This is a genomic window from Ruegeria sp. AI3 (genome assembly GCF_056541245.1).
The window spans coordinates 12,381-36,274 of the sequence record NZ_JBQFYA010000013.1 but is presented as its reverse complement, the minus strand read 5'-3'; the positions used below and the strand labels follow the sequence as shown (position 1 = coordinate 36,274).

General features: G+C 59.2%; 22 protein-coding genes and 1 tRNA gene. 13 read left to right on the top strand and 10 right to left on the bottom strand.

The genetic code is table 11. The features are described from left to right. Window positions 1–53 precede the first annotated feature (53 nt). Window positions 54–395, top strand: a complete 342-nt coding sequence (locus tag ACRZ95_RS18085; RefSeq protein ID WP_170680543.1) for a DUF2853 family protein — start codon at window positions 54–56, stop codon at window positions 393–395. Between the two features lie 219 nt (window positions 396–614). On the opposite strand, the gene ACRZ95_RS18080 is transcribed toward ACRZ95_RS18085, so the two are convergent. From ACRZ95_RS18080 to tsaD, 4 genes are read right to left on the bottom strand one after another with little or no spacing between them, the layout of a single operon-like run. After that, window positions 615–1,037, bottom strand: a complete 423-nt coding sequence (locus ACRZ95_RS18080; RefSeq protein ID WP_170680541.1) for an EVE domain-containing protein — start codon at window positions 1,035–1,037, stop codon at window positions 615–617. Next, window positions 1,037–1,306 (bottom strand): YciI family protein, encoded by a 270-nt coding sequence (locus ACRZ95_RS18075; protein WP_170680538.1) that lies wholly within the window; start codon window positions 1,304–1,306, stop codon window positions 1,037–1,039. The genes ACRZ95_RS18080 and ACRZ95_RS18075 overlap by 1 nt, the downstream gene beginning before the upstream one ends. A gap of 1 nt (window position 1,307) precedes the next feature. Continuing rightward, window positions 1,308–2,270, bottom strand: a complete 963-nt coding sequence (locus ACRZ95_RS18070; RefSeq protein WP_170680535.1) for an NAD(P)H-dependent glycerol-3-phosphate dehydrogenase — start codon at window positions 2,268–2,270, stop codon at window positions 1,308–1,310. Continuing rightward, a complete protein-coding gene (tsaD, locus tag ACRZ95_RS18065; RefSeq protein ID WP_170680533.1) occupies window positions 2,267–3,364 on the bottom strand; it encodes a tRNA (adenosine(37)-N6)-threonylcarbamoyltransferase complex transferase subunit TsaD in 1,098 nt (365 codons plus the stop codon). Before tsaD ends, ACRZ95_RS18070 begins: the two co-directional genes overlap by 4 nt. Window positions 3,365–3,461: 97 nt before the next feature. Here tsaD and ACRZ95_RS18060 point away from each other — a divergent pair, with 97 nt between their 5' ends. From ACRZ95_RS18060 to ACRZ95_RS18045, 4 genes are all read left to right on the top strand, one after another. Further along, window positions 3,462–4,175, top strand: a complete 714-nt coding sequence (locus ACRZ95_RS18060) for a uroporphyrinogen-III synthase (protein WP_170680530.1) — start codon at window positions 3,462–3,464, stop codon at window positions 4,173–4,175. A gap of 54 nt (window positions 4,176–4,229) precedes the next feature. Further along, the gene (locus ACRZ95_RS18055) at window positions 4,230–5,492 is read left to right on the top strand and encodes a COG4223 family protein (protein ID WP_480555336.1); all 1,263 of its coding nucleotides are present in this window, start codon (window positions 4,230–4,232) and stop codon (window positions 5,490–5,492) included. Window positions 5,493–5,502: 10 nt separating this feature from the next. Next, window positions 5,503–6,990, top strand: coding sequence for a heme biosynthesis HemY N-terminal domain-containing protein (locus ACRZ95_RS18050; protein ID WP_170680524.1), 1,488 nt, complete (start codon window positions 5,503–5,505; stop codon window positions 6,988–6,990). A 192-nt stretch (window positions 6,991–7,182) separates the two neighbouring features. Then, window positions 7,183–7,599 carry a hypothetical protein gene (locus ACRZ95_RS18045; RefSeq protein WP_170470608.1) on the top strand — a complete coding sequence of 139 codons (417 nt, stop codon included), beginning with the start codon at window positions 7,183–7,185 and terminating at the stop codon, window positions 7,597–7,599. 170 nt (window positions 7,600–7,769) lie between these two features. On the opposite strand, the gene ACRZ95_RS18040 is transcribed toward ACRZ95_RS18045, so the two are convergent. Next, a tRNA-Leu gene (locus ACRZ95_RS18040) sits at window positions 7,770–7,856 on the bottom strand. A gap of 201 nt (window positions 7,857–8,057) precedes the next feature. Here ACRZ95_RS18040 and ACRZ95_RS18035 point away from each other — a divergent pair. Beyond that, complete coding sequence (locus ACRZ95_RS18035; RefSeq protein WP_170680522.1) at window positions 8,058–9,041, top strand: complex I NDUFA9 subunit family protein; 984 nt, start codon at window positions 8,058–8,060, stop codon at window positions 9,039–9,041. Here the strand turns inward: ACRZ95_RS18035 and ACRZ95_RS18030 are convergent, their stop codons facing one another. Beyond that, window positions 9,042–9,845, bottom strand: coding sequence for an undecaprenyl-diphosphate phosphatase (locus ACRZ95_RS18030; RefSeq protein WP_170680519.1), 804 nt, complete (start codon window positions 9,843–9,845; stop codon window positions 9,042–9,044). It abuts the gene before it with no gap. Window positions 9,846–10,073: 228 nt separating this feature from the next. Between ACRZ95_RS18030 and ACRZ95_RS18025 the strand changes: the two genes are divergently transcribed. The 6 genes from ACRZ95_RS18025 to ACRZ95_RS18000 all read left to right on the top strand — a co-directional run bounded on the left by ACRZ95_RS18025 (window position 10,074) and on the right by ACRZ95_RS18000 (window position 20,964). After that, window positions 10,074–11,507, top strand: a complete 1,434-nt coding sequence (locus tag ACRZ95_RS18025) for an NAD(P)-dependent oxidoreductase (protein WP_170680516.1) — start codon at window positions 10,074–10,076, stop codon at window positions 11,505–11,507. A 119-nt stretch (window positions 11,508–11,626) separates the two neighbouring features. Further along, on the top strand, window positions 11,627–16,159 hold the full coding sequence (gene gltB, locus ACRZ95_RS18020; RefSeq protein WP_170680514.1) for a glutamate synthase large subunit: 4,533 nt from the start codon (window positions 11,627–11,629) through the stop codon (window positions 16,157–16,159). A 152-nt stretch (window positions 16,160–16,311) separates the two neighbouring features. Continuing rightward, a complete protein-coding gene (gene mtgA, locus ACRZ95_RS18015) occupies window positions 16,312–17,052 on the top strand; it encodes a monofunctional biosynthetic peptidoglycan transglycosylase (protein WP_170680511.1) in 741 nt (246 codons plus the stop codon). A 58-nt stretch (window positions 17,053–17,110) separates the two neighbouring features. Continuing rightward, complete coding sequence (gene fzlA / locus ACRZ95_RS18010; protein WP_170380156.1) at window positions 17,111–17,776, top strand: FtsZ-binding protein FzlA; 666 nt, start codon at window positions 17,111–17,113, stop codon at window positions 17,774–17,776. 75 nt (window positions 17,777–17,851) lie between these two features. Beyond that, on the top strand, window positions 17,852–18,889 hold the full coding sequence (queG, locus tag ACRZ95_RS18005; RefSeq protein ID WP_170680509.1) for a tRNA epoxyqueuosine(34) reductase QueG: 1,038 nt from the start codon (window positions 17,852–17,854) through the stop codon (window positions 18,887–18,889). 71 nt (window positions 18,890–18,960) lie between these two features. Beyond that, window positions 18,961–20,964: a hydantoinase/oxoprolinase family protein gene (locus ACRZ95_RS18000; protein WP_170680834.1), complete on the top strand. Its 2,004-nt coding sequence runs from the start codon at window positions 18,961–18,963 to the stop codon at window positions 20,962–20,964. A 30-nt stretch (window positions 20,965–20,994) separates the two neighbouring features. Here ACRZ95_RS18000 and msrA read toward each other — a convergent pair whose 3' ends face one another. After that, window positions 20,995–21,504 carry a peptide-methionine (S)-S-oxide reductase MsrA gene (msrA, locus tag ACRZ95_RS17995; protein WP_170380154.1) on the bottom strand — a complete coding sequence of 170 codons (510 nt, stop codon included), beginning with the start codon at window positions 21,502–21,504 and terminating at the stop codon, window positions 20,995–20,997. Then, window positions 21,501–21,950: a peptide-methionine (R)-S-oxide reductase MsrB gene (gene msrB / locus ACRZ95_RS17990; RefSeq protein ID WP_170380153.1), complete on the bottom strand. Its 450-nt coding sequence runs from the start codon at window positions 21,948–21,950 to the stop codon at window positions 21,501–21,503. Before msrB ends, msrA begins: the two co-directional genes overlap by 4 nt. Window positions 21,951–22,096: 146 nt before the next feature. On the opposite strand from msrB, the gene ACRZ95_RS17985 reads away from it, so the two are divergent. Next, window positions 22,097–22,618 carry a glutathione peroxidase gene (locus tag ACRZ95_RS17985; RefSeq protein ID WP_170680505.1) on the top strand — a complete coding sequence of 174 codons (522 nt, stop codon included), beginning with the start codon at window positions 22,097–22,099 and terminating at the stop codon, window positions 22,616–22,618. Here the strand turns inward: ACRZ95_RS17985 and ACRZ95_RS17980 are convergent. After that, the gene (locus ACRZ95_RS17980) at window positions 22,594–23,481 is read right to left on the bottom strand and encodes a DMT family transporter (protein WP_170643383.1); all 888 of its coding nucleotides are present in this window, start codon (window positions 23,479–23,481) and stop codon (window positions 22,594–22,596) included. The two genes, ACRZ95_RS17985 and ACRZ95_RS17980, sit on opposite strands and share 25 nt — an antisense overlap. 106 nt (window positions 23,482–23,587) lie before the next feature. Next, a complete protein-coding gene (locus tag ACRZ95_RS17975; RefSeq protein WP_050605937.1) occupies window positions 23,588–23,875 on the bottom strand; it encodes an HU family DNA-binding protein in 288 nt (95 codons plus the stop codon). Window positions 23,876–23,894 lie beyond the last annotated feature (19 nt).

Here is a 23,894-nt window from a genome sequence, read left to right as displayed (position 1 = left end):
GTTTTTAGGATTTGAGTAACCGCAGCCAGGACTGCTGATAGGGAGACTGTTTTATGGGAAAACGCGACGATCTGATCGCCAAATACGCCGATGATCTGAAAAACAAATGCGGCATGGATGCCGATATGGACCTGCTGACCAAGGTCACCATCGGGTGCGGTCCGGCGATCTATGACGCCGACGCGTCGACCGTGGCAGCCAGCCAGGACGTTGAGCTGGAGACCGTCAAAAATAATTTCCTCATCAAAAAGCTGGGTCTGGCCGACGGGCCCGAGCTGATGGAGGCCATCAACTCGGTTCTGGAAACCTATGGCATGTCCGAGCGCAACAAGTACCGCGCGGTGGTCTACTACATGCTGACCAAGCATTTCGGCAAAGAATCGGTTTACGGCTAAACGTTACGTTTTCCACCCAAACGCCCGCCTCCCCATCGGCGGGCGTTTTTGTTTTGATTTATATTTTAAGGACTTGGTGTTTGAAGCTGCCTGAGAAAACAGGTTATGGTCCTTATGTGGCCAGGACGGTCAGAACCAACAGATTCCAATACGCGTGTGGTGAGTAGGGAGCACGTGGGGTAGGGAAGGTTCTGCACCGTGCAGGGCCTTCCCTCTGTTTTAGTCGGCCTCAGTCGAGCCCAGGGCGCAGATCACCTGCCATTCGGCTTCAGTGACCGGCTGCACCGATAGACGAGAGTTTTTGACCAGCACCATCTCACCCAGACGTTCATCCGCTTTGATCTGGTCCAGCGTGACGTGAATTTCAAACGGCCTTACCGCTTTGATGTCCACGCATTCCCAGCGTTCGTCATCGGTGGTGCTGTCGGGATGGGCCTCGGCGCAGACTTCGACGATACCAACGATCGCCTTGTCCTTTTGCGAGTGGTAAAAGAACCCGCGATCACCGATTGCCATTTGCCGCATGAAATTGCGCGCCTGATAGTTGCGCACGCCGTCCCATTCTTCTCCGGCATCGCCTTTGGCAACCTGCTGATCCCAGCTCCAGGTCGATGGCTCGGATTTGAACAGCCAGTATGCCATCAGCCGATCACCTTTTTCCACGGGATCAGTTCAACGGATTGGAAAAGACCGGCCTTGGCATAGGGGTCATTGTCGGCCCAGCTTTGTGCAGCGGCCAGATCTTCGACTTCGAGAATAACCAGTGAGCCGATCATCGCGTCTCCGTCCAATAGCGGGCCGGCCTGCGATACAACGCCGGTTTCTTCGATATAGGCCAAATGGGCCGCGCGGTTGTCCAGCCGAGTTTGCAGCGCGCCGGGTTTGTCACGGGCGATGAGGGCGATGAGCATGTTATTCCTCCTTGAGGGGTCGGTTGAGCAGGGTTTCGATAGCTTGCGCCACACTGTAAGCGCCTTGGCTCAGGTCGGCCACTGTGACGCTGATGGGCATGTCCAGACCTTCGTCCTTGGCGATGTCGGCCATGGCGCGGGCGGTGGCGACGCCTTCGACAGTTGTTGTGGTGTCAAAAGGTTCGATTCGACCCAAACACTGGCCAAAACGATAGTTTCGGGACAGTTCGGACGAGCAGGTCAACACCAGATCACCCAGTCCAGAGAGCCCCATCAGCGTCTCTGGCTGCGCGCCGCGCATCAGGGCAAAGCGCTGCATTTCCGCAAATCCGCGGGTCATCAGTGCAGCGCGTGCGCTGTCGCCTAGACCGGCCCCGATGGCAGCGCCACATCCGATGGCTATAACGTTTTTCAATGCGCCGCCGAGTTCCGCTCCGATCACATCGGTGGTGCGGTAGAGGCGTAGATTGGCAGTGGTTAGTTCGGCTTGCAGTGTTCCGAGCAGATCGGCATCTGCACAGGCCAGGGTCAGCGCTGTCGGCAGGCCACGCGCGATGTCATCCGCAAAGCTGGGGCCAGTCAGGAGCGCTGGTCGTGCATCCGGAATGGTTTCGCGGATCACGGAAATCGGACCGAGGCCCGAGGACAGTTCAATCCCCTTGCAGCACGCAACCAGGGTTTTCCCGGCCAGCACCGCCGCGTGTTCCTGCAGTGCATGGCGCAACTGTTGCATCGGCACAGACACCAGAAGGACATCGTTTGCCGCCGCTTCTTTGATATCAGAGGTGACGGTGATGGCATCGGGCAAGGCGACATCGGGCAATCGGTTCTTGTTGATCCGACTATCCTGCATGGCTTTCGCCTGCTCGGCGCTGCGCGACCACAGGGTGACTGGCCCGCTACCGGCCAGTGAGATCGCCAGAGCCGTGCCGAACGCCCCTGATCCCAGAACCGAAACGCTCATGCCTTTGCGCCTTTTTTGCCGCTGCCGAGCATGGCGGGGCTGGTCTGGTCCAAAGGCCAACGGGGTCGCGCTGCAAGATCCAAGCCGTCGCGCGCACCTGTGCGAAACCGTTCCATCCCCGCATAGGCGATCATGGCCGCATTATCGGTGCAAAGTGCAAGCGGCGGGGCGGTGAAACGTGCGCCTTTTTCGGCACAAACAGACTCTAATGCAGAACGAATGGCCGAATTTGCAGCCACACCACCCGCGACGGCAATGACCGGGTCCGATGGGGTCTCGGCCAGATACAGATCCATGGCGCGCCTTGTTTTCTCGGCCAAAGTGTCCACGACTGCCTGCTGAAACCCGGCGCATAGATCGGCGCGATCCTGACGGGTCACGCCACCTTTTTCAGCAACGATCTGATCTCGCATCCGCATCAGCGCGGTTTTCAGCCCTGAGAAAGACAGGTCACATCCGGGCCGGTCCAGTAAGGGCCGGGGAAAGCGGAACCGCTCGGGATCGCCCTGGCGCGCCTCGGCCTCGACCGAGGGTCCACCGGGTTGCGGCAGGCCCAGAAGACGGGCGGTTTTGTCAAAGGCTTCGCCGGGGGCATCGTCTATGGTGCCGCCCAGACGGGTGAATTGCTCGGATCCGTGGGCGATCAGGTGTTGGCAGTGCCCGCCCGAGACCAGCAGCATCAGGTACGGAAAGGCTACTCCATCCGTCAGGCGCGGGGTCAGGGCGTGGCCTGCCAGATGGTTTACCCCAATCAGAGGCAGGCCGGTCGCCGCACTGATCCCCTTGGCGCACATGACGCCGGACATGACCCCTCCGATCAGGCCGGGCCCGGCGGTCACGGCGATGGCGTCCATATCGGCCAGTGTTAGACCCGCATCCTCTAGCGCCTGAACGACACAGCTATCCAGTTTCTCGGCATGGGCGCGCGCGGCGATTTCGGGGACGACGCCCCCATAAGCGCTGTGCAGCTCAGTTTGGCCATGGACAATCGACGACAGCACTTCGGCCTCTTCGCCGTCGGTTTGGCGCACGACGGCGGCGGCTGTGTCGTCACAGCTGCTTTCCAATCCAAGGACGGTAAGTGTTTGCACCATTGGCGTGATCCGTTGCATCATGATTGCCAAGCGGGGTACCACCCTGCGCGGACGCAAACAATCCCAAGGCCGAAGGCGCCGATAGTTGTATTTGTTGATGACCCGCCCTCGCGCCGCCTCGGAGAGGTTTGTTGCGCAGCTTCCGACCCGCGTCAGATCGCGTGTTGAGGTCATCCATTCCCCCATTCTGGAAATCAAACCGCTGGCGGTTCCGATCTGTACGGCTGAGACGCAGGGGCTGATATTCACGTCCTCCAATGCGGTGAATGTGGCAGCCTCGGCGGGTGTGCGCCGGGATTTGCCTGCCTATTGCGTGGGTCCGACCACGACTGCGACCGCCGAAGGCGCGGGCTGGGATGCGCGTATGGTCGGTGGTACGGCGGAAGAGCTTGTGGCCGGTCTTTTGCAGATCAGACCAACAAGCCCGCTGTTGCATCTGCGCGGCGAACACAGCCGGGGCAACATCGCCGAGCGTCTGACCGAGATGGGCGTAACCACGCGCGAACAGGCAGTGTACCAGCAAATTCTGCTGCCGCTCAGCCCCGAGGCAAAGGCCGCATCCGAGGGCGACAGGCCAGTGATCGCGCCTATTTTCTCACCCCGCACCGCGCGACAATTCGCCGACATTTGGGCGGGCACTGCCCCGCTATGGCTGGCCGCAATCAGCGAGGCAACGGCGGAACCCCTTAAATCCTTGGGGTATGAACGTCTGAGGATCGCCAAGGAACCGACGCCCAAGAAGATGCGTAAGGCCGTTAAAAAGCTTGTGAAACACGCGTTGCGGGTTGAGAGAGAGCCGGGTGCAGATTAACTTGGAACAGTCTGTAGTTCTGGTGATTTTAGAATCGATAAGGGGAATTTGACGGTGGCGGGCAAAAAGAAATCCGATCAGGAACCGGTGGAAACCCCGAAATCAGACGATGTGGTCGAAGATGTAAGCGGTGAAACTGAAGGGTCGCCTGTTGACGAAGATGCGCCGAATGAGGACCTGATTTCCGAAGCCGAAGCCGAAGCCGAAGCCGAAGCCGAAGCCGAAGCCGAAGCCGAAGCCGAAGCCGAAGCCGAAGCCGAAGCCGAAGCCGAAGCCGAAGCGTCCGTTGAGCCGTCGGAACCTATGCAGGCCGTTGAGAAACCCGCTGAACCGACCCAGGAACAACGCGGTGGATTTGTTCCGGCCCTGATAGGTGGTGTGATTGCCGCGGGCCTTGGTTTTGCGGCGGCCCAAACGGGGCTGATCTCGTCTGGTGGGTCGGATAACTCGGACGTGATTGCGGCGCTTGAATCGAAGCTCTCGGAACAATCAGACCAGATCGAAGCGCTGACCAAGAAGCTCTCGGATGCGCCGGACGTGTCGGGCCTGACGGAACAGGTTCAGGCGCTGTCGCAAAAGCTGGACCCGGTTGATGCAGATCTGACCGCCGTGAAATCCAGCGTCGAATCTCTGACGGGTCAGATCGCGCCCCTGGCCGACCGGCTGACCGAGCTTGAGAAGGCGCCCATCGCTGCAAACACCTCGACCGAAGCGACCGCTGCTTTTGAAGCTGAACTGAAAAAGCTGCAGGACTCACTGGCGGCGCAACGAGGTGAGGTCGAAAAAATGGTCGCCGATGCGCAGGCGCTCGAGGCTAAAGCAACGGCCGAAGCGCACGCCGCGACCAACCTCGCTATCCTGTCCCGCCTGCATGGACAGTTGGATGCCGGTCAGCCTTATTCGGACCTTGTGAGTGAATTGCAAGCGGGGGGTGTGACGGTGCCGGATGCGCTTTCAGCGCCTGCGGACAAAGGGGTTGAGACGCTGTCGTCCTTGAGGGCCTCATTCCCGGCGGCGGCGCGTACCGCTTTGGCGGATGCGCGTGATGCGGATAAAGGCACGGGCGTGATCGCCTTTTTGCAACGCCAGACCGGCGCGCGATCGGTGACCCCTCAGGATGGGGATGGCCCGGATGCCGTGCTGTCGCGTGCTCAGGCGGCTTTGGCTGATGGTGACGTCGCCTCCGCACTGACTGAATTGAAATCCCTGCCAGAGGCGGCACAAACCGCAATGGCCGATTGGGAACAAGCAGCCCAGACCCGGGTCGCGGCGGTTGAAGCTGCCGATATGCTTGCTTCCGACCTGAACTCGAACTGAAGGACCTGCCATGCTGTGGTCATTGTTTAAGATCCTTGTTTTTGTTGCGATTATCGGCCTTCTGGCTTTGGGTGGTCACTTCCTCATGCAAACCAGCGGCGGGGTTCAGATCACGGTCGCCGGAGTGGAATACACGCTGGGGCCGCTGCAATCGGTGATCGCGCTGGGCGTGCTGGTTTTTGGCGTCTGGTTGTTCTTCAAACTGCTGGGCCTGCTGATCGCGACGCTGAAATTCCTCAATGGCGATGAAACCGCCTTGTCACGCCATTTCGACCGCAGCCGCGAACGGCGCGGATATGAGGCACTGTCCGACGGTCTCATGGCGTTAGCATCGGGCGAGGGTCGCATGGCGATGGCCAAGGCCTCTAAGGCCGAGAAACTGCTGAACAAGCCGGAACTGACCAACTTGTTGGTCGCGCAAGCGGCCGAGATGACGGGCGACACCAAAAAGGCTTCGGAGACCTACAAAAAGCTGGTGACCAATAGCGCAACGCGCTTTGTCGGTGTGCGCGGTATCATGAAACAGAAGCTGGCCGAGGGCGATGACGAAACCGCGCGCAAACTGGCCGAGAAGGCCCTCGCGCTAAAGCCGCGCCATGAGGAAACGCAAGATGTCTTGCTCAACCTGCAAACCAAGGCACAGGATTGGGCCGGAGCGCGGTCGACTCTGACGTCGAAGCTGAAGGCCGGGTACCTGCCGCGCGACGTGTTCAAACGGCGCGACGCGGTTCTGGCCCTGTCCGAGGCCCAGGGCATTCTGGACGACGGAGCAAGCGTCGAGCAACAAGAACAAGCCATCGAGGCCAACCGCCTGTCACCCGATCTGGTGCCCGCCGCCGCCATGGCTGCGCGGGCCTATATCGAAAAAGGCAAACCGCGCGCGGCGACCAAGATCCTCAAGAAAGCGTGGGAGGTTCAGCCCCACCCCGATCTCGCCCATGCCTTTGCCGAGATTGCACCGGAGGAGTCGGCTCAGGACCGTATCAAGCGGTTCACCGCGCTGACCCGTATCCACCCTGAGAACATGGAAACCCGCCTGATTCTGGCCGAATTGAACATCGTCGCCGAGGACTTCCCCGAAGCGCGTCGCGCGCTGGGGGATGTGGTGGAGAAACAGGCTGATGCCCGTGGATACACGTTGATGGCGGCCATCGAGCGCGGCGAAGGTGCCTCGGACGCGGTTGTTCAGGGTTGGCTGGCCAAGGCCTTGACGGCGCCGCGTGGGCCGCAATGGGTGTGCGAGAACTGTCACGACATTCAGCCCGAATGGGGCCCGGTCTGCCAGAATTGCGGCAGCTTCGATACGCTCAGCTGGCAGACACCTCAGACGCCCGAGATCGCCACAGCCACAGGTGTGCATATGTTGCCTTTGATTGTGGGCGCGCTGGAAGACAAAGCCTCTGCCGAAGAAGAACCCGAGACCGAAGAGGATGTCCCTGCTGAGGTGATCGAGCTGAACGCCGATACGGTCGATGAGACCGCAGAGAAGCAGGCCTGACCCAAACGGCCTGATCTTTTCCAGCCCGCAGCAGCTTTGCAAAAGATGAAAGTGTAAGTCTGTGGCGCCTCTCAAAAGGGCGCAGTTCTGGGGTATTTAACGCCAGTGTGACGGGTTTCACTGACTCTCCGGCAGCATTTGCCGCATTCTCTCGATGAATCGACCAAGCGTCTTAGATTGAGGAGAAACCAAATGAAAATTGATGAAAAAGGCCTGGATAAATTTGAGAAAGAAGCGGACAAGCTCGCGGCGGCGATTGTGCAGCAGTCCAAAATTATTGATCAGGCGGAAAAGGCGTCTCCGGTCGCGAAGAAAACACTGGCACCGTTGAAAAAGGCAATTGCAGTGGCGATGAAGCAAGGCAAAGCTGCGCAGAAGGCCATTTCGACTGCGAAGAAGAAAAAATGTATGGACGAAAAGGCCAACAAAGACCTTCTGGTTCAGGTGTCGAAAGCTGCCAAGACTGCATCGGCGGCCAAGAAATTGATCGGTCACGAGGCAACGCATGTGGTGCAACAGGCCGTCCCGAAAGCGAAGCCGAAGCAAATGGAAAAGACCTTCGACGAAAAGCTGAAGTTCTGGCAAAACCTAGAAAAGAAAGCCAAGTAAATCTGAGACATAGGCCGGGGCCTGCGCAGAGCACTGCTTTGCGAGGCCCTGACGTCAACGCTCAAGGCATGAAATGCTGTGCGTGTGGTTGGATCTGAGACTGAATTCCCCAAACACACGGGCTATTTCCACGCCGCAAATGCGAGTAATCGATACAATTTAGGGGGATTTGGTGCCCAGGAGAGGACTCGAACCTCCACGTCCATACGGACACTAGCACCTGAAGCTAGCGCGTCTACCAATTCCGCCACCTGGGCAGGTGTCGTGAGGGGGCGTTTAAGCCCAGCGGCGGGGAGGGTCAACCAGATTCGGACAGATTTTTGAAAGTTTTTTGAACCACGCCGCTCGGCCCCTTTTCACAGTGGGTTTCTTCGCAGGACACGCGGCGATTTGATGCCTTGTTTCAAAGGGGTTCGGGCGCTACTTCTACGTCAAAGCCACGCAGCAGGAGCCATCGAATGTCGAAACTGGTCACGATCTACGGAGGGTCAGGGTTTGTCGGGCGCTACATCGCGCGCCGTATGGCGGCCAAAGGGTGGCGCGTCCGAGTCGCCGTGCGACGCCCGAACGAGGCCATGTTCGTGAAACCCTATGGCGTTGTGGGTCAGGTTGAACCGGTTTTTTGCAACATCCGGGATGACGCTTCGGTGCAGTTGGCCATGCAGGGTGCAGAAGCGGTTGTGAATTGCGTGGGTGTTCTGAACGAACTGGGCAAGAACGGGTTTGATGCAGTGCAGGCCGAAGGGGCCGAACGCATCGCGCGTCTTGCGTCCGAGAATGGCGTGGAGCGGATGGTTCATATCTCGGCCATTGGTGCAGATGCCGAGTCGGCCAGCGCTTATTCCCGCACCAAAGCTGCGGGTGAGGCCGGAGTTCTGGCTCATATGCCCGATGCAGTAATCCTGCGCCCTTCGATCATTTTTGGTACCGAGGATCAGTTCTTCAACCGGTTCGCCGCGATGACGCGGTTCGGGCCGTTTTTGCCTCTGGTCGGGGCCGAGACGCGGTTTCAACCGGTCTATGTGGATGATGTGGCGCAGGCGGCCGAGCAGGGTGTCTTGGGGAAAGCGGCCTCGGGCATTTATGAGCTGGGCGGTCCTGAGGTGAAAACCTTCCGGGCTTTGATGCAGCAAATGCTGGAGGTGATTCATCGGCGCCGGGTGATTCTGGGTGTGCCGTTCTTTGCCGCCAAGATCATGGCCGGTGTGTTGGATATTCTGAAATTCGTCAGCTTCCAGCTGTTCTCGAATCCGATCCTGACGCAGGATCAGCTGAAGAACCTTCGACAAGACAATGTAGTCGGTGACAGCGCCAAGGGCTTTGCGGATCTGAGGATTGTGCCCACTACGTTGGATGCTGTTCTGCCCGAATACCTGTGGAAATTCCGCCCCTCAGGTCAGTATGACGACATTCAGAACTCGGCCAAGAATTTGCGGACCTGATCAGCTATAGGCGATCACCAGCAGGATCGCGCCAAGAATGACGCGATAGATGACATAGGGCGTGAAGCTGACACTGCGCAGCAGGCGCATCATCAGGCTGAGTGCTAACAGGGCCGACACAAAGGCAAAGAGGGCGGCGATCGCTCCGTCTTTGGCCAGCTGCGCGTCGGCCTGGTGGGCTACGTCAAGGGATAGCAACACGCCTGAGGCGATGATGGTCGGGATCGACATAAGCATGGCGAGGCGTGCGCCTTCTTCCCGTGTATAGCCCAGATTCCGTGCCCCGGTGATGGTGATGCCCGACCGGGATGTCCCCGGAATCAGGGCGATTGCCTGCCAAAGTCCCATGATGGCCGCGTCACGCAGACTCCAATCGGCGGCGATCTTGGTCTGGGGGCCTTTCTGGTCCATCCAATAGAGCAGCAGCCCAAACAGCAGCATGGTCCAGCCGATGACGGCGATGGATCGCAGCGCCTCGGTCAGGCCGGTCAGGTAAAGGACCAGCCCAGCGAGGACTGTCGGAATCGTTGCCACGATCAACCCCAGCGCCAACCGTGCCTGCGCCGTGTCGGTGCGCCCAGATAGCGCGGCAGGCAGCCCGCGGATTGCTTGTTTGACGTCGGACCAGAAGTAAAAAACAACCGCACCCAGCGTGCCCACATGAACTGCCACGTCGATGGTTTGGCCCTGATCCTGCATCCCGGTCAGGTTGGGAAGCAAGATCAGATGGCCGGACGAGGAGACAGGCAGAAATTCAGTAAGCCCCTGAATGATCGCCACGAGAATCAAGTGAAAGAGACTCATTTACCCTGCCGCACTGCCATCAAATTGCTTTGAGTTCATGGGTATTCTGGTGGTGTCGAAAAGGAAAGATGATAGATAGGTCCGTATCGGACATAAAAATAGAAGAAAAAAGCAAATATTTTACGCGCCAGCCGAGATTTTTCTTAATTAGGTCAGTATATATGACTTTTCATATCCAGGGCGATCTCATAAAGAGATGCTTCCTAGCCAATTCATGGAGTCGGACCCGTGGCAAAGCAACCGATGTTGAAATTTGTGCAGATTGACCGTGTCATGCCTGAAAAGCGTGCCGCCGACGACCGCAAAGAAGACTTTGACGAAATCTACGCGGAATTCGCATCGGCCAAGGCCGCAGAGCAAGCCAGTCGCTGCAGCCAATGTGGTGTGCCCTATTGCCAATCGCATTGCCCGTTGCACAACAACATCCCCGACTGGTTGCGCCTGACAGCGACAGGTCGCCTGGAAGAGGCCTACGCGACCAGTCAGGCCACCAACACATTCCCCGAGATCTGTGGCCGTATCTGTCCTCAGGATCGCTTGTGCGAGGGCAACTGCGTGATTGAACAGTCGGGCCACGGCACGGTCACCATCGGGACAATTGAAAGATACATCACCGACACCGCTTGGGACAAAGGCTGGGTGAAGCCCGTCGTTCCGACCGCTGAACGCGGCGAAAGTGTGGGCATCATCGGCGGAGGCCCGGGTGGCCTGGCGGCAGCCGACATGCTGCGCCGTGCCGGTATCCAAGTCACAGTTTATGACCGCTATGACCGTGCGGGCGGCTTGTTGATGTACGGTATCCCTGGCTTCAAGCTCGAGAAAGACATCGTCCAGCGCCGCAATGACCTGTTGGCCGAAGGCGGGGTGGAGTTCGTTCTGAACTGCGACGTGGACGCCGCCAAATTTGACGAAATTCGCGCCAAGCATGACGCCGTGATCATCGCAACCGGCGTTTACAAGTCGCGTGATCTGTCCATGCCGGGCAGCGGATTGACGGGTATCGAGAAGGCGATCGACTTCTTAACCGCCTCGAATCGCAAAAGCTTTGGTGACGCGGTCGAAAATTTCGACAATGGCCGACTGAACGCCGACGGCAAGAAAGTTGTCGTTATCGGCGGTGGCGACACGGCGATGGACTGTGTGCGCACCTCGATCCGTCAAGGCGCGACCTCGGTCAAATGCTTGTACCGCCGTGACCGTGCCAACATGCCCGGCTCGCAGCGAGAAACGCAGAACGCCGAGGAAGAAGGCGTGGTATTCGAATGGCTTAGCGCGCCAAAGGGTTTCGTCGGCGATGACAAAGTTACCGGCGTGATGGTGCAGAAGATGCGCCTTGGACAACCGGATGCGTCGGGTCGTCAGGCCCCTGAGGTGATCGAAGGTGCCGACTATGTCGAGGACGCCGATCTGGTGATCAAGGCGCTGGGTTTTGAGCCCGAAGACTTGCCCACGTTGTTCGGTCAGCCCGATCTGCCGGTCACGCGCTGGGGCACCATCAAAGCGGCCTTCCAGACCGGTGAAACCGAGATGGACGGCGTCTATGCCATTGGTGACATCGTGCGCGGAGCCTCTCTGGTCGTCTGGGCGATCCGGGATGGCCGAGATTGCGCTGATGCCATCATTGAGCGGTTCAATGCCAAGGCGGTGGTCGCAGCTGAATAACTGCCATCGTCGAAGTTCAACATTTTCCCAAAGGGATACGCGTTCGATCCAGAACGCCAGCCAAAGACCAAAACCAGGGATCCGGCAATCCGTGCCCCCTTGGAAGCAGGAGACAGCGAATGACCAAATTTGATGCCGATTGGGTGCGCGCCGAGGAAACCAAGCGCAAGTGGATGGCGGAAAACGGTCTTTATTCCGAAGAGGAAGAGCATTCCTCATGCGGTGTGGGCCTTGTGGTGTCCGTCGATGGTAAGCCTTCGCGTAAGGTTGTTGATGCGGGGATCGATGCCCTGAAGGCGATCTGGCACCGGGGCGCTGTCGATGCGGATGGCAAGACAGGTGACGGCGCGGGTATCCACGTTCAAATTCCTGTTCCATTCTTCTACGATCAGATTCGTCGCACCGGTCACGAACCCAACCTGGATGAGCTGATCGCGGTTGGTCAGGTCTTTCTGCCTCGCACCGATTTTGGCGCGCAGGAAAGCTGCCGGACCATCGTGGAAACCGAAGTTTTGCGGATGGGCTACTATATCTATGGCTGGCGTCACGTGCCGGTTGATGTCACCTGTCTGGGCGACAAGGCCAACGCGACCCGTCCTGAAATCGAGCAAATCCTGATCTCCAACTCGAAAGGCGTGAACGAAGAGACGTTCGAGCGTGAGTTGTATGTTATCCGTCGTCGCATCGAAAAAGCGGCTGCGGCTGCTGGGATTTCTGGTCTCTATCTGGCTTCGCTGTCCTGCCGCTCGATTATCTACAAGGGCATGATGCTGGCTGAACAGGTCGCGGTTTTCTACCCAGACCTGATGGACGAACGCTTTGAGTCGGCCTTTGCGATCTATCATCAGCGCTATTCGACCAACACCTTCCCACAATGGTGGCTGGCCCAACCCTTCCGCATGCTGGCGCACAATGGTGAGATCAACACGCTGAAGGGCAACATCAACTGGATGAAGAGTCATGAGATCCGCATGGCGTCCTCGACCTTTGGCGACTATGCCGAGGATATCAAACCAATTATCGCAGGCGGATCGTCCGACTCGGCCGCATTAGACTCGGTTTTTGAGGTTCTGGTGCGCGCGGGCCGCTCTGCGCCTATGGCGAAAACCATGCTGGTGCCGGAAAGCTGGTCTAAGCAGGCAGTTGAGCTGCCGCAGGCGTGGCGCGACATGTATTCCTACTGCAACTCAGTGATGGAGCCATGGGACGGCCCCGCCGCCTTGGCCATGACCGATGGTCGCTGGGTCTGCGCCGGTCTGGACCGGAACGGCCTACGCCCGATGCGCTATGTGGTGACGGGCGATGGTCTGGTCATCGCCGGGTCCGAGGCCGGGATGGTCCCGATTGATGAGGCCTCGGTGACTGAAAAAGGCGCTCTGGGTCCGGGTCAGATGCTGGCAGTGGACATGAAGCGCGGCAAGCTTTACCGGGACAAACAGATCAAGGACAAACTGGCCCGCGCCCTGCCATTTGGTGAGTGGGTCAACAAGATCAACGATCTGGATGACGCCCTGGCCGGCGTGACTGAGACCGCCAAGTTCCGTGGAGAAGAGCTGCGCAAGCGTCAGATCGCGGCTGGCTACTCGATCGAAGAGCTGGAGCAGATTCTCGCGCCGATGGCCGAGGACGGTAAGGAGTCACTGGCTTCGATGGGGGATGACACGCCCTCGGCTGTACTATCCAAGCAGTACCGCCCGCTGAGCCATTTCTTCCGCCAGAACTTCAGCCAGGTGACAAACCCACCCATCGACAGCTTGCGGGAATACCGCGTGATGTCGCTGAAAACGCGGTTCGGTAACCTGAAAAACGTGCTGGACGAGGACAGCAGCCAAACCGAAATCGTGGTGCTGGGCAGCCCCTTTGTTGGCAACGCGCAGTGGGACAAACTGGTTGAGACCTTCGGCTCTCCTCTTGCGGAAATCGACTGTAGCTTTGAGCCTGGTCGTGGCGCGCTGAGCGCCGCTTTGGCCCGTGTTAGAGCCGAAGCAGAGGAGGCTGTGCGCTCGGGCGCGGGGCATCTGGTGCTGTCCGACATGAACTCGGGGCAGGGCCGTGTGGCCATGCCGATGATCTTGGCGACCAGCGCGGTGCATTCGCATCTGACGCGGCAAGGACTTCGGACCTTCTGCTCGCTGAACGTGCGTTCGGCTGAATGTGTTGATCCGCACTACTTTGCGGTTCTGATCGGCTGCGGCGCGACCGTGGTGAACGCATATCTGGCTGAGGATTCGCTGGCCGACCGGATTGACCGTGGTCTGCTGGAAGGCACGCTGACCGAGAACGTCGCGCGCTATCGAGAGGCCATCGATCAGGGTCTGCTGAAGATCATGGCCAAGATGGGCATCTCGGTGATCTCGTCCTATCGCGGCGGTCTGAACTTTGAGGCTGTTGGCCTTAGCCGTGCTATGGTTGCCGAATACTTCCCCGGTATGACCAGCCGGATTTCAGGCATCGGTGTCACGGGTATTCAGGCCAAGGTCGAAGAAATCCATGCCAAGGCATGGGACAACGGCTTGGACGTGCTGCCCATCGGTGGGTTCTACAAAGCCCGGCAGTCGGGCGAGACCCACGCGTGGGAAGCGACCTCGATGCACATGATGCAGATGGCGTGTAACAAGGCCTCCTACGAGCTGTGGAAGCAGTATTCGGCCAAGATGCAGTCGAACCCGCCGATCCACCTTCGCGATCTGATGGATTTCAAACCGCTGGGCAAACCAGTGCCGATCGAAGAGGTCGAATCGATCACCTCGATCCGCAAACGCTTTGTAACGCCGGGCATGTCGCTGGGCGCGCTGTCGCCCGAGGCGCACAAGACGCTGAACGTGGCGATGAACCGGATTGGTGCGAAATCCGACTCGGGTGAAGGTGGTGAAGACCCGGCACACTTTGTGCCGGAACCCAATGGCGACAACCCGTCGGCCAAGATCAAACAGGTGGCTTCGGGCCGGTTCGGCGTGACTGCCGAGTATCTGAACCAGTGTGAAGAGCTTGAGATCAAGGTCGCCCAGGGCGCCAAACCGGGTGAGGGTGGTCAGCTGCCCGGCATGAAGGTTACCGACCTGATCGCGCGTCTGCGGCACTCGACCAAAGGTGTGACGCTGATCTCGCCGCCGCCGCACCACGACATCTACTCGATCGAGGATCTGGCGCAGTTGATCTACGATCTCAAGCAGATCAACCCGCGTTGCAAGGTAACGGTGAAGCTGGTGGCGTCCTCGGGCGTGGGCACGATTGCTGCCGGTGTGGCCAAGGCGAAAGCGGATATCATCCTGATTTCGGGCCACAATGGCGGCACCGGTGCATCGCCTGCGACCTCGATCAAATATGCCGGTCTTCCGTGGGAGATGGGTCTGACCGAGGCGCATCAGGTTCTGGCGATGAACAACCTGCGCGACCGCGTGACCCTGCGGACCGATGGTGGCCTGCGGACCGGTCGTGACATCGTCATGGCAGCGATGATGGGTGCCGAGGAATATGGCATTGGCACCGCAGCACTTATCGCGATGGGCTGTATCATGGTGCGTCAGTGCCAGTCGAACACCTGCCCGGTCGGAGTGTGTACGCAGGACGAAAGCCTGCGCGCCAAGTTCACCGGCAACGCGGATAAGGTCGTCAACCTGATCACCTTCTACGCGCAGGAAGTACGCGAGCTGCTGGCCAGCCTCGGTGCGCGTTCGATTGATGAGATCATCGGTCGGGCCGATCTGCTGGATCAGGTCAGCCGTGGCTCGGCCCATCTGGACGATCTGGACCTGAACCCGCTGCTGATCACTGTCGATGGCGCGCATGACATCGTCTACAACCGTGACAAGGACCGCAACGCAGTGCCAAATACTTTGGACGCCGAGATCGTTCGCGACGCTGCGCGGTTCCTGAAAGACGGTGAAAAGATGCAGCTGTCTTACGCGATCCAGAACACGCACCGGACCGTGGGTACACGCGTCTCCAGCCATATCGTTCAGAACTTCGGTATGAGAAACACGTTCCAGGACGACCACCTGCATGTGAAACTGCAGGGTTCGGCAGGTCAGTCGCTGGGGGCCTTTGCGGCACCGGGTCTGAAGCTGGAAGTGTCGGGTGACGCCAACGACTATGTCGGCAAAGGTCTGTCAGGTGGCATGATCGTTGTCCGCCCACCGCAGGTCAGCCCGCTGAAGGCAGATGACAACACGATCATCGGCAACACTGTTCTGTACGGCGCAACCGATGGGCAGCTGTTTGCCGCTGGTCGCGCGGGTGAGCGGTTCGCGGTGCGAAACTCGGGCGCCAAAGTGGTGATTGAGGGCTGTGGCTCGAACGGGTGTGAATACATGACCGGTGGTGTCGCGGTGATCCTGGGTGATATTGGGGCCAACTTTGGTGCAGGTATGACCGGCGGCATGGCCTATCTGTATGATCCGGAGGGCAAGGCGCAGGCGTTGATGAACATGGAAACGCTGGTGACCTGCCCGGTGACCGTCGACCATTGGGAAGATCAGTTGAAATCCCTGATCGAGCGTCACGCGGCGGAAACCTTCAGCCGGAAGGCCTCGGACATCCTTCAGCATTGGGATGTGGAAAAGGCGAACTTCCTGCAGGTCTGCCCGAAAGAGATGCTGAACAAGCTCAGCCATCCTCTGACAAACGAAGTGGCTGCGGTTCCGGCCGAATAGGTCGGGCGCAGACATAAACAATAAGGACCCGCGCTTCTGAGGTGGAGCGCGGGTCTTTTTTGTATTTCGCGGCGGACACAGTCGCGCGGTCCAATCCGCCGATCCGGAATTCCGCCGTTCCCAAGACCGGCGCGGCGGCGTATAGCAAAACCATGGCAAAGAAAGCAGCCCGCAAGAAAAGCGGCAGAAAAAGTAAGGCAGGCAAGGGGCAAAAGACACGGTCGCTCTGGTCCCGTATCCGGCGATGGATGATCTATTCCGCGCTGGGCGTTGCGGCGTTTCTGGTGGCTTTGGTGGTTCTGTACTCGGTCGTGAACCCTCCGATCACGCATACGATCTGGTCTGAGTGGCGTCGCCTTGGAAAGGTTGAGCGCGAGTGGGTCACGATGGATGAGATCGCTCCGATCATGGCGCGTTCAGTCGTGGCGGCTGAGGATGCGAATTTCTGCCTGCATTGGGGTTTTGACGTCGAAGCCATTCGTGACGCTTTGGAGGGGGGCGGGACCCGAGGGGCCTCGACCATCACGCAGCAGGTGGTGAAGAATGTCTTTCTGTGGCAGGGGCGCAGTTGGGTGCGAAAGGCGATGGAAACTACGATCACGCCAGTGGTCGAGATTTTCTGGAGCAAACAGCGCATTCTTGAGGTCTATCTAAACGTCGCGGAAACCGGGACGGGCCTGTTTGGGGTTGAGGCTGCGGCGCAGCGGAACTTTGGTGTCAGCGCGGCGCAACTGACCCCGACGCAGGCGGCGCGGCTTGCGGCGATCCTGCCCTCGCCCCGCAAGCGCTCGGTGACGGACCCGTCGGTTTTCACCCGCAGGCGGGCGGCGGCCATCCTGCAAGGGGCGGCTACCATCCGCGCAGATGGTCGCGCGGATTGTTTCGAGGATTGAATCCCACGCCCTGCCGAGGCTAAAGCTGAGGGGTACTCATTGGTTTGATTGGATGTCCATGGCGCGTTTGTTTCACGTTCCCCTCTCTCCTTACTGTCGTAAGGTTCGGCTGTCTCTGGCCGAAAAGAAGATCGAAGTTGAGCTGGTCGAAGAGCGGTATTGGGAACAAGATCCGGATTTCCTGCGTCGAAACCCGGCTGGCAAAGTGCCGGTTTTGCGGTTGGACGGGCAGATCATGTCCGAGAGTGCGGCGATTTGTGAGTATATCGAGGACACGCGCCCAGAACCGCCCTTGATGCCCAAGACCGCCGAAGCGCGGTATGAGGTGCGGCGATTGGTGGGCTGGTTCGATGACAAGTTTCATCACGAGGTGACTTCGAAACTTCTGTATGAGCGGGTCAACAAGAAGATGACCGGACAGGGCTATCCGGACAGCAAAAACGTCAAAGAAGGCGCGCGGGCGATCAAGTATCACTTGGACTACATGGCGTGGTTGCTGGATCATCGTCGCTGGTTGGCCGGGGATCAGATGACGCTGGCGGATTTCGCGGCGGCGGCGCATTTGTCGGCGCTGGACTATATCTCGGACGTGGATTGGAATCGCAGCGCGGCGGTGAAGGATTGGTACGCCAAGATCAAATCGCGGCCGGCGTTCCGGTCGATTCTGGCGGATCAGGTGCCGGGATTTCGGCCTCCGCCCCATTACGCCGATCTGGATTTCTGATAGGGTGGCAAAGGGGGGCTGTCTGCCCCCCATCGCGCCAGAGGCGCGATTCCCCCCGAGGATATTTTTAGCCAGATGAAGAGCGGATCGGGTTTAAAGGACAAACTGGTGGCGCAGGCTTTGGCCGAGGGGTTTGTCTCGTGCCGGGTGTGTCGCCCTTGGGACGTGCCGCAGGTGCCAGCGCAGTTGGAGGCCTTTTTGGGGGCCGGGTATCACGGGCAGATGGGCTGGATGGCGGAGCGCACGCATTGGCGTGGGGATCCGGCGGCCCTTTGGCCCGAGGCGCGTTCGGTGATCATGCTGGCCGAAAGCTACACGCCCGAGCATGATCCGACCGAGGTTTTGGCCCATCCGGAGCGCGGTGCGATTTCTGTCTATGCGCAGAACAAGGACTACCACGATCTGGTCAAGAAGCGGCTGAAACGATTGGCCCGTTGGTTGATTGCCGAAGCGGGTGGTGAGGTTAAGGTTTTTGTGGACACCGCCCCGGTTCCCGAAAAGGCTTTGGGTCATGCAGCCGGGTTGGGGTGGCAGGGCAAACACACCAATCTGGTCAGCCGAGAATGGGGCAATTGGTGCTTTATAGGCTCTGTTTTTACAACTTTGGACCTCCCGGCGGATATGGCGGAAGTTGACCATTGTGGGTCGTGCCGTGCCTGTTTGGACAGTTGTCCGACAGATGCCTTTCCCGCCCCGTATCAACTGGATGCGCGCCGGTGTATCTCCTACCTGACGATTGAGCACAAAGGCCCGGTTGAGGAAGAACTGCGTGGCAAGATGGGCAATCGGATTTACGGCTGCGATGATTGTTTGGCTGCGTGCCCTTGGAACAAGTTTGCAGTGGCGGCCAGCGACATTCGATATGCGGCGCGGGAGGATCTGAAGGCTCCGGCCCTGGCTCATCTGGCGGTGTTGGATGATGCCGCGTTTCGGGCAAAATTCTCGGGCTCTCCGATCAAGCGGATCGGGCGAGACCGGTTCGTACGCAATGTTCTCTATGCCATTGGCAACTCGGGTCGGGCCGAATTGCGGGCTGTGGCGCAGGGCTTGGCGGATGATCCCGATCCGACTGTGGCCGATGCCGCGCGCTGGGCGGTGGAACAGCTAGGTTAAATGCCGCAAATAGGCTGGACGTGTCGGTCCAAACCGCTACACCCATCTGCAGCGAACAGATGGAGGACCCGATGGCGCTGGCTTTGGGGGTAGATACGGGCGGGACCTATACCGATGCGGTGTTGATCCGGGATGAGCGTGAGGTGATCGCCTCGGCCAAGTCCCTGACCACTCGGGCGGACCTGGCGATTGGGGTGGGTAAGGCGATCTCGGCCGTTTTGGACGAGGCGCAGGTGACGCCGGATCAGATCTCGATGGCGTCTCTGTCGACGACGCTGGCCACCAATGCTCTGGTCGAGGGGCAGGGCGGTCGCGTGGCCTTGATCTATATCGGGTTCAAGGAAAGCGATCTTGAGAAGCATGGTCTGAGGGATGCTTTGAAAGGTGATCCGGCGCTTGTTGTTGCAGGTGGGCACAGCCATGCCGGCGGTGAGGTCGCAAAGCTGGATGTTGAAGTCTTGGAGGCGTTTTTAGACTCTCACAAAGGGGTTTCTGGCTTTGCCGTGGCAGCCCAGTTCGCGACACGCAACCCGGCGCACGAGTTGGAAGCGGCGCGGATCATAGCCGAAAAGACCGGAGCGCCGGTCACCTGCTCGCACCAATTGTCGGCCAAGTTGAACGGGCCAAAGCGTGCCGTCACGGCCGTTTTGAATGCGCGGTTGATCGGGATGATTAATCGGCTGATCGGGCGCGCTCAGGATCAGTTGCTTTCTTTGGACATTACCGCTCCGATGATGGTCGTGCGCGGGGACGGGGCTTTGATGAGCGCGGAACAGGCGCGGGAGCGGCCGATTGAAACGATTCTGAGTGGTCCTGCCGCCTCGATCGTCGGGGCGCGGTGGTTGACGGGGGCAGAGAATGCTCTGGTCTCTGATATCGGCGGTACGACGACGGATGTGGCGCTGATCCGCGATGGGAAGCCCGCGATTGATCCGGCGGGCGCGCAGGTTGGTGGGTTCCGCACAATGGTTGAGGCCGTCGCGATGCGGACTCATGGTTTGGGCGGCGACAGTCAGGTTCATGTCATGACCGAAGGCTTGAAGGGCGGCGTTTTCCTTGGGCCACGGCGGGTGCTGCCGGTTTCACTGATCGCGTCTGAGGCACCGGAGGTGGTGCATGCGATACTCAACGAGCAGCTGCGCTCAACCACGGTGGGCGAGCATGACACACGGTTTGCTCGCCGCGTTCCGGGGGTGCATGCCGATGGGATCGGTGCGCGGGAAGAGGCGTTACTGGACCGGCTGGGCGATCAGGTCCTGCCCCTCAGCGGACTATTGCGGACGCGGATGGAGAATGGCGCGCTGAACCGTTTGGTGGATCGCGGAATCGTTCAGGTTTCGGGGATCACGCCATCTGATGCCAGCCATGTTCTTGGCCGGGTCGAGGCGTGGGACGCAGATGCCGCACGCAAGGCGCTGGAACTGGTTGCGCGCAAACGGGTTGGGTCGGGTGACATGCTGGCGGCGACACCGGAACACCTGGCGCTGATGATCATCGACCAACTGACAGAACAGACCAGTTTGACCTTGTTAGAGACTGCTTTTGCTGAAGAGGCAGACGATTTCGGTCTACCCCCGAAGGAGCTTGCCCGGCATGTCCTGACCCAACGTGGATTGGCGCAGCACCGAGGGTTGCTGGCGCTGGATGCGGCGTTGAATGTGGATGTGGTGGGATTGGGTGCCTCGGCCCCAAGCTACTATCCGGCGGTTGGGGAGCGGCTGCGTTGCAAAATCGTTCTGCCCGAACATGCAGGCGTGGCCAACGCCATCGGGGCGGTGGTCGGGCGGCTGACTCTGCGGCGGTCGGGAACCATTACCTCGCCTGCCGAAGGGCAGTACCGTGTTCATCTGGAGGACGGCCCGAAGGACTTCAACGCCTCGGATGAGGCTTTGGCGTTGCTGGAAAAGATCCTCCGAGATGAGACGGAAGGGGCCGTGCGCGAGGCGGGTGCTGAAGATATCCGAGTGGTTGTCGACCGCGATATCCGAACCGCCCGCGTGGAAGAGCGTGAGGTGTTTGTCGAGGCGATGTTGACCGTCGAGGCCAGCGGTCGACCGCGTGTCGCCACGGGTTAACCCCCTTCGGAACCCGAAAGGGACCAAGCGTCATTCAGCCGCGTCGCGTTTGGGCAGGACCCAATCGGGGCGCGGGAAGTGGCAGGTATAGCCGTTTGGAATGCGTTCCAGATAATCCTGATGTTCGGGTTCGGCGTCCCAGAAGTCACCCACGGGTTCAAGTTCGGTGACGACCTTGCCGGGCCACAATCCACTGGCGTTCACATCCGCGATTGTGTCCAGAGCCACCTGCTTTTGCGCGTCATCCACATAATAGATCGCTGAACGGTAGCTCATTCCAAGATCATTGCCCTGACGATTCGGTGTCGTCGGGTCGTGGATCTGAAAGAAGAACTCCAGCAGATCGCGATAGGTGATATGAGAGGGATCAAAGAAAATCTCGATCCCTTCGGCATGGGTTCCGTGGTTGCGATAAGTGGCGTTTGGCACGTCGCCGCCGGTATATCCGACACGCGTGCGGGAGACGCCGGGCAGTTTGCGGATCAAATCCTGCATGCCCCAAAAGCAGCCACCGGCCAGAACAGCGCGTTCGATACTCATTGGATGTCCTCCACATGGATCAGGTATTCACCGTAACCTTCGTCCTCCATCTCGTCGCGATGGATGAACCGCAGTGCGGCAGAGTTAATGCAATAGCGCAGACCACCATGTTCGCGCGGGCCGTCCGGGAAGACGTGGCCCAGATGGCTGTCACCGTGTTTTGAGCGGACCTCGGTGCGGATCATACCATGGGTGGTGTCGCGAAACTCTTCCACATGCTCATGGATGATTGGCTTTGTGAAACTGGGCCAGCCGCAGCCGGATTCGTATTTGTGCGTCGAGGCAAACAGCGGCTCGCCCGATACGATATCCACGTAGATGCCGGGCTCTTTATTGCCCAGATATGCGCCGGTTCCGGGACGTTCGGTGCCGCTGCGCTGGGTGACGTGAAACGCCTCGGGGGACAGAGCGGCAACGACCGCAGGGTCCTTGGTGTAGCGGGACATGGCTCCTCCGTTCAATTGGAATGGTTGAGTAGTATTTGGGCATAAAATTTCGGAAATCAAAATCATATTTCAAACCCCTCGCGCGCATGTGCGGTTGATCCAGAAGGGGGTTTTTACCGTATTCTTAATACTAAGGAGGTTTTGCCATGTTTCGTGTGTTGCTGCTAAGCGTTCTTTTGTTGATCGGTCGCGGCGTTCAAGCCGCGCCCTTGATGGCCGAGTTTGCGTCGATCGACGGGGGTGTCTTGTCCCTTGAGGCGTGGCGCGGTCAGCCGGTTCTGGTGGTCAATACCGCATCGCAATGCGGCTTCACCGGTCAATACGCGGATTTGCAGAAGATGCATGAAACCTATGGCAAACGCGGTTTGGTGGTGCTTGCGGTCCCATCAGATTCCTTCAATCAGGAATTGGAAACAGCAAGCGAAGTCAAAGCCTTCTGCGAGATGAACTACGGCCTGACACTGCCGATGGCCGATATCACTCCGGTCAAGGGGCCAAAGGCGCATGCGTTCTACAAGGCCGTTGCGGAGCAAACCGGTTTTGTGCCGCAGTGGAACTTCAACAAAATCCTGTTGGATTCTGAAGGTGAGGTCGTGGCTACTTTTGGTTCAAGCGTCAAGCCGACATCGCCGAAACTAACCCGTCAGGTCGAGGCACTGCTACCCTGACCAGGCTGACGCGACAGTTGCACCGCGAGAATGCCCAGCGTCGTGATCACAACACCCAGCGCATCCAGTGGCCCCAACTTCTCACCCAGCAGAACGGCCGCGATGGCGACGCCGAACACGGGGTTGAGGAAGTGGAAGGTGGCCGCGCGAGTCGCCCCGATCCGGTTGAGCAGCATGAACCAGATCAACGTCGCGAGAAGGCCGGGGAACAGTGTTGTGTAGCTGAACGCCAGAACCAGCGGTACCGTCAGATGAATGCGGATCGTTTCGAAAATCGGGGCGGCGACAAACAGAATCGCGGCACCCACGAACATCTGCAAACCGACCACCATCATGAAATTGCCGCCCGACGTGGCCCCGCGCACCGATAGAGTCGCGAAGGTCAGGGCGAGGGCTGCAATTCCACAAAGGGCCACTCCGAACAGATCGACACCTGCGCCGATGCGGTTGCCCATGATGAGGGCAACGCCAACAAATCCGGCCAGTAGCCCGACAATCCCCAAGGGGCGCAAACGCTCACCCAGAAATGCCCAGCCCGCCAGTGCGACAAGCAGCGGCATTGTGGATGCGATAATCGCCGCGACCGAGGCCTCGACGGTTTGCATCGCATAGAAATTCAGACCCAAATAAAGGGCATTTTGGCATACTCCGAACAATATGGTCGCGCGCCACTGCTCCCGTGTGAGGTGCCAGGATTGGCCCATGGCCCGCGCGATCGCAACGCCGATGATGCCGGAAATCAAAAAGCGTAACGCCAGAGAAAACAGAGGCGATGCATCCGCAACGATGATCCGCGCCGACGTAAAAGCCGACGACCAGATCAGGGCAAAGGTCAGCCCCATTGCGATGGCGCGCAGATCCATTTCCATCTCCTTGGGTGGGCGGTGTGCTTTTCTTAAACGGGTCGCCCGGCAAGAAAAAGGGGCCGCCTTCCGGCAGCCCCACATTCTGTCAACATGACGTCGCGGCTTAGCCGTTCACGCTGTCTTTCAGAGCTTTTGCGATGGTCATCTTCACAACCTTGTCGGCTTCTTTGGTGAAGGTCTCACCAGTGGCCGGGTTGCGAACCTGACGCTCGGGGCGTTCGCGGCAGTAGATTTTGCCGACGCCGGGAAGGGTTACTGCGCCACCTGCCGAAACTTCGCGGGTGATCAGGCCGGTCACAGCCTCCAGCGCCGCGTTCGCGGATTTCTTGTCGGTTCCCATTTCCTCAGCGAGAGCAGCCACCAGCTGAGTCTTTGTCATAGGCTTTGCCATTTCTTGGTCTCCTTAACGT

Bases quoted from the DNA above. Each gene is read 5' to 3' on its own strand.
- ACRZ95_RS18085 (WP_170680543.1), top strand. From the start codon at position 54: ATGGGAAAACGCGACGATCTGATCGCCAAATACGCCGATGATCTGAAA.
- ACRZ95_RS18080 (WP_170680541.1), bottom strand. From the start codon at position 1,037: ATGGCATACTGGCTGTTCAAATCCGAGCCATCGACCTGGAGCTGGGAT.
- ACRZ95_RS18075 (WP_170680538.1), bottom strand. From the start codon at position 1,306: ATGCTCATCGCCCTCATCGCCCGTGACAAACCCGGCGCGCTGCAAACT.
- ACRZ95_RS18070 (WP_170680535.1), bottom strand. From the start codon at position 2,270: ATGAGCGTTTCGGTTCTGGGATCAGGGGCGTTCGGCACGGCTCTGGCG.
- tsaD (WP_170680533.1), bottom strand. From the start codon at position 3,364: ATGGTGCAAACACTTACCGTCCTTGGATTGGAAAGCAGCTGTGACGAC.
- ACRZ95_RS18060 (WP_170680530.1), top strand. From the start codon at position 3,462: ATGACCCGCCCTCGCGCCGCCTCGGAGAGGTTTGTTGCGCAGCTTCCG.
- ACRZ95_RS18050 (WP_170680524.1), top strand. From the start codon at position 5,503: ATGCTGTGGTCATTGTTTAAGATCCTTGTTTTTGTTGCGATTATCGGC.
- ACRZ95_RS18045 (WP_170470608.1), top strand. From the start codon at position 7,183: ATGAAAATTGATGAAAAAGGCCTGGATAAATTTGAGAAAGAAGCGGAC.
- ACRZ95_RS18035 (WP_170680522.1), top strand. From the start codon at position 8,058: ATGTCGAAACTGGTCACGATCTACGGAGGGTCAGGGTTTGTCGGGCGC.
- ACRZ95_RS18030 (WP_170680519.1), bottom strand. From the start codon at position 9,845: ATGAGTCTCTTTCACTTGATTCTCGTGGCGATCATTCAGGGGCTTACT.
- gltB (WP_170680514.1), top strand. From the start codon at position 11,627: ATGACCAAATTTGATGCCGATTGGGTGCGCGCCGAGGAAACCAAGCGC.
- mtgA (WP_170680511.1), top strand. From the start codon at position 16,312: ATGGCAAAGAAAGCAGCCCGCAAGAAAAGCGGCAGAAAAAGTAAGGCA.
- fzlA (WP_170380156.1), top strand. From the start codon at position 17,111: ATGGCGCGTTTGTTTCACGTTCCCCTCTCTCCTTACTGTCGTAAGGTT.
- queG (WP_170680509.1), top strand. From the start codon at position 17,852: ATGAAGAGCGGATCGGGTTTAAAGGACAAACTGGTGGCGCAGGCTTTG.
- ACRZ95_RS18000 (WP_170680834.1), top strand. From the start codon at position 18,961: ATGGCGCTGGCTTTGGGGGTAGATACGGGCGGGACCTATACCGATGCG.
- msrA (WP_170380154.1), bottom strand. From the start codon at position 21,504: ATGAGTATCGAACGCGCTGTTCTGGCCGGTGGCTGCTTTTGGGGCATG.
- msrB (WP_170380153.1), bottom strand. From the start codon at position 21,950: ATGTCCCGCTACACCAAGGACCCTGCGGTCGTTGCCGCTCTGTCCCCC.
- ACRZ95_RS17985 (WP_170680505.1), top strand. From the start codon at position 22,097: ATGTTTCGTGTGTTGCTGCTAAGCGTTCTTTTGTTGATCGGTCGCGGC.
- ACRZ95_RS17980 (WP_170643383.1), bottom strand. From the start codon at position 23,481: ATGGATCTGCGCGCCATCGCAATGGGGCTGACCTTTGCCCTGATCTGG.
- ACRZ95_RS17975 (WP_050605937.1), bottom strand. From the start codon at position 23,875: ATGGCAAAGCCTATGACAAAGACTCAGCTGGTGGCTGCTCTCGCTGAG.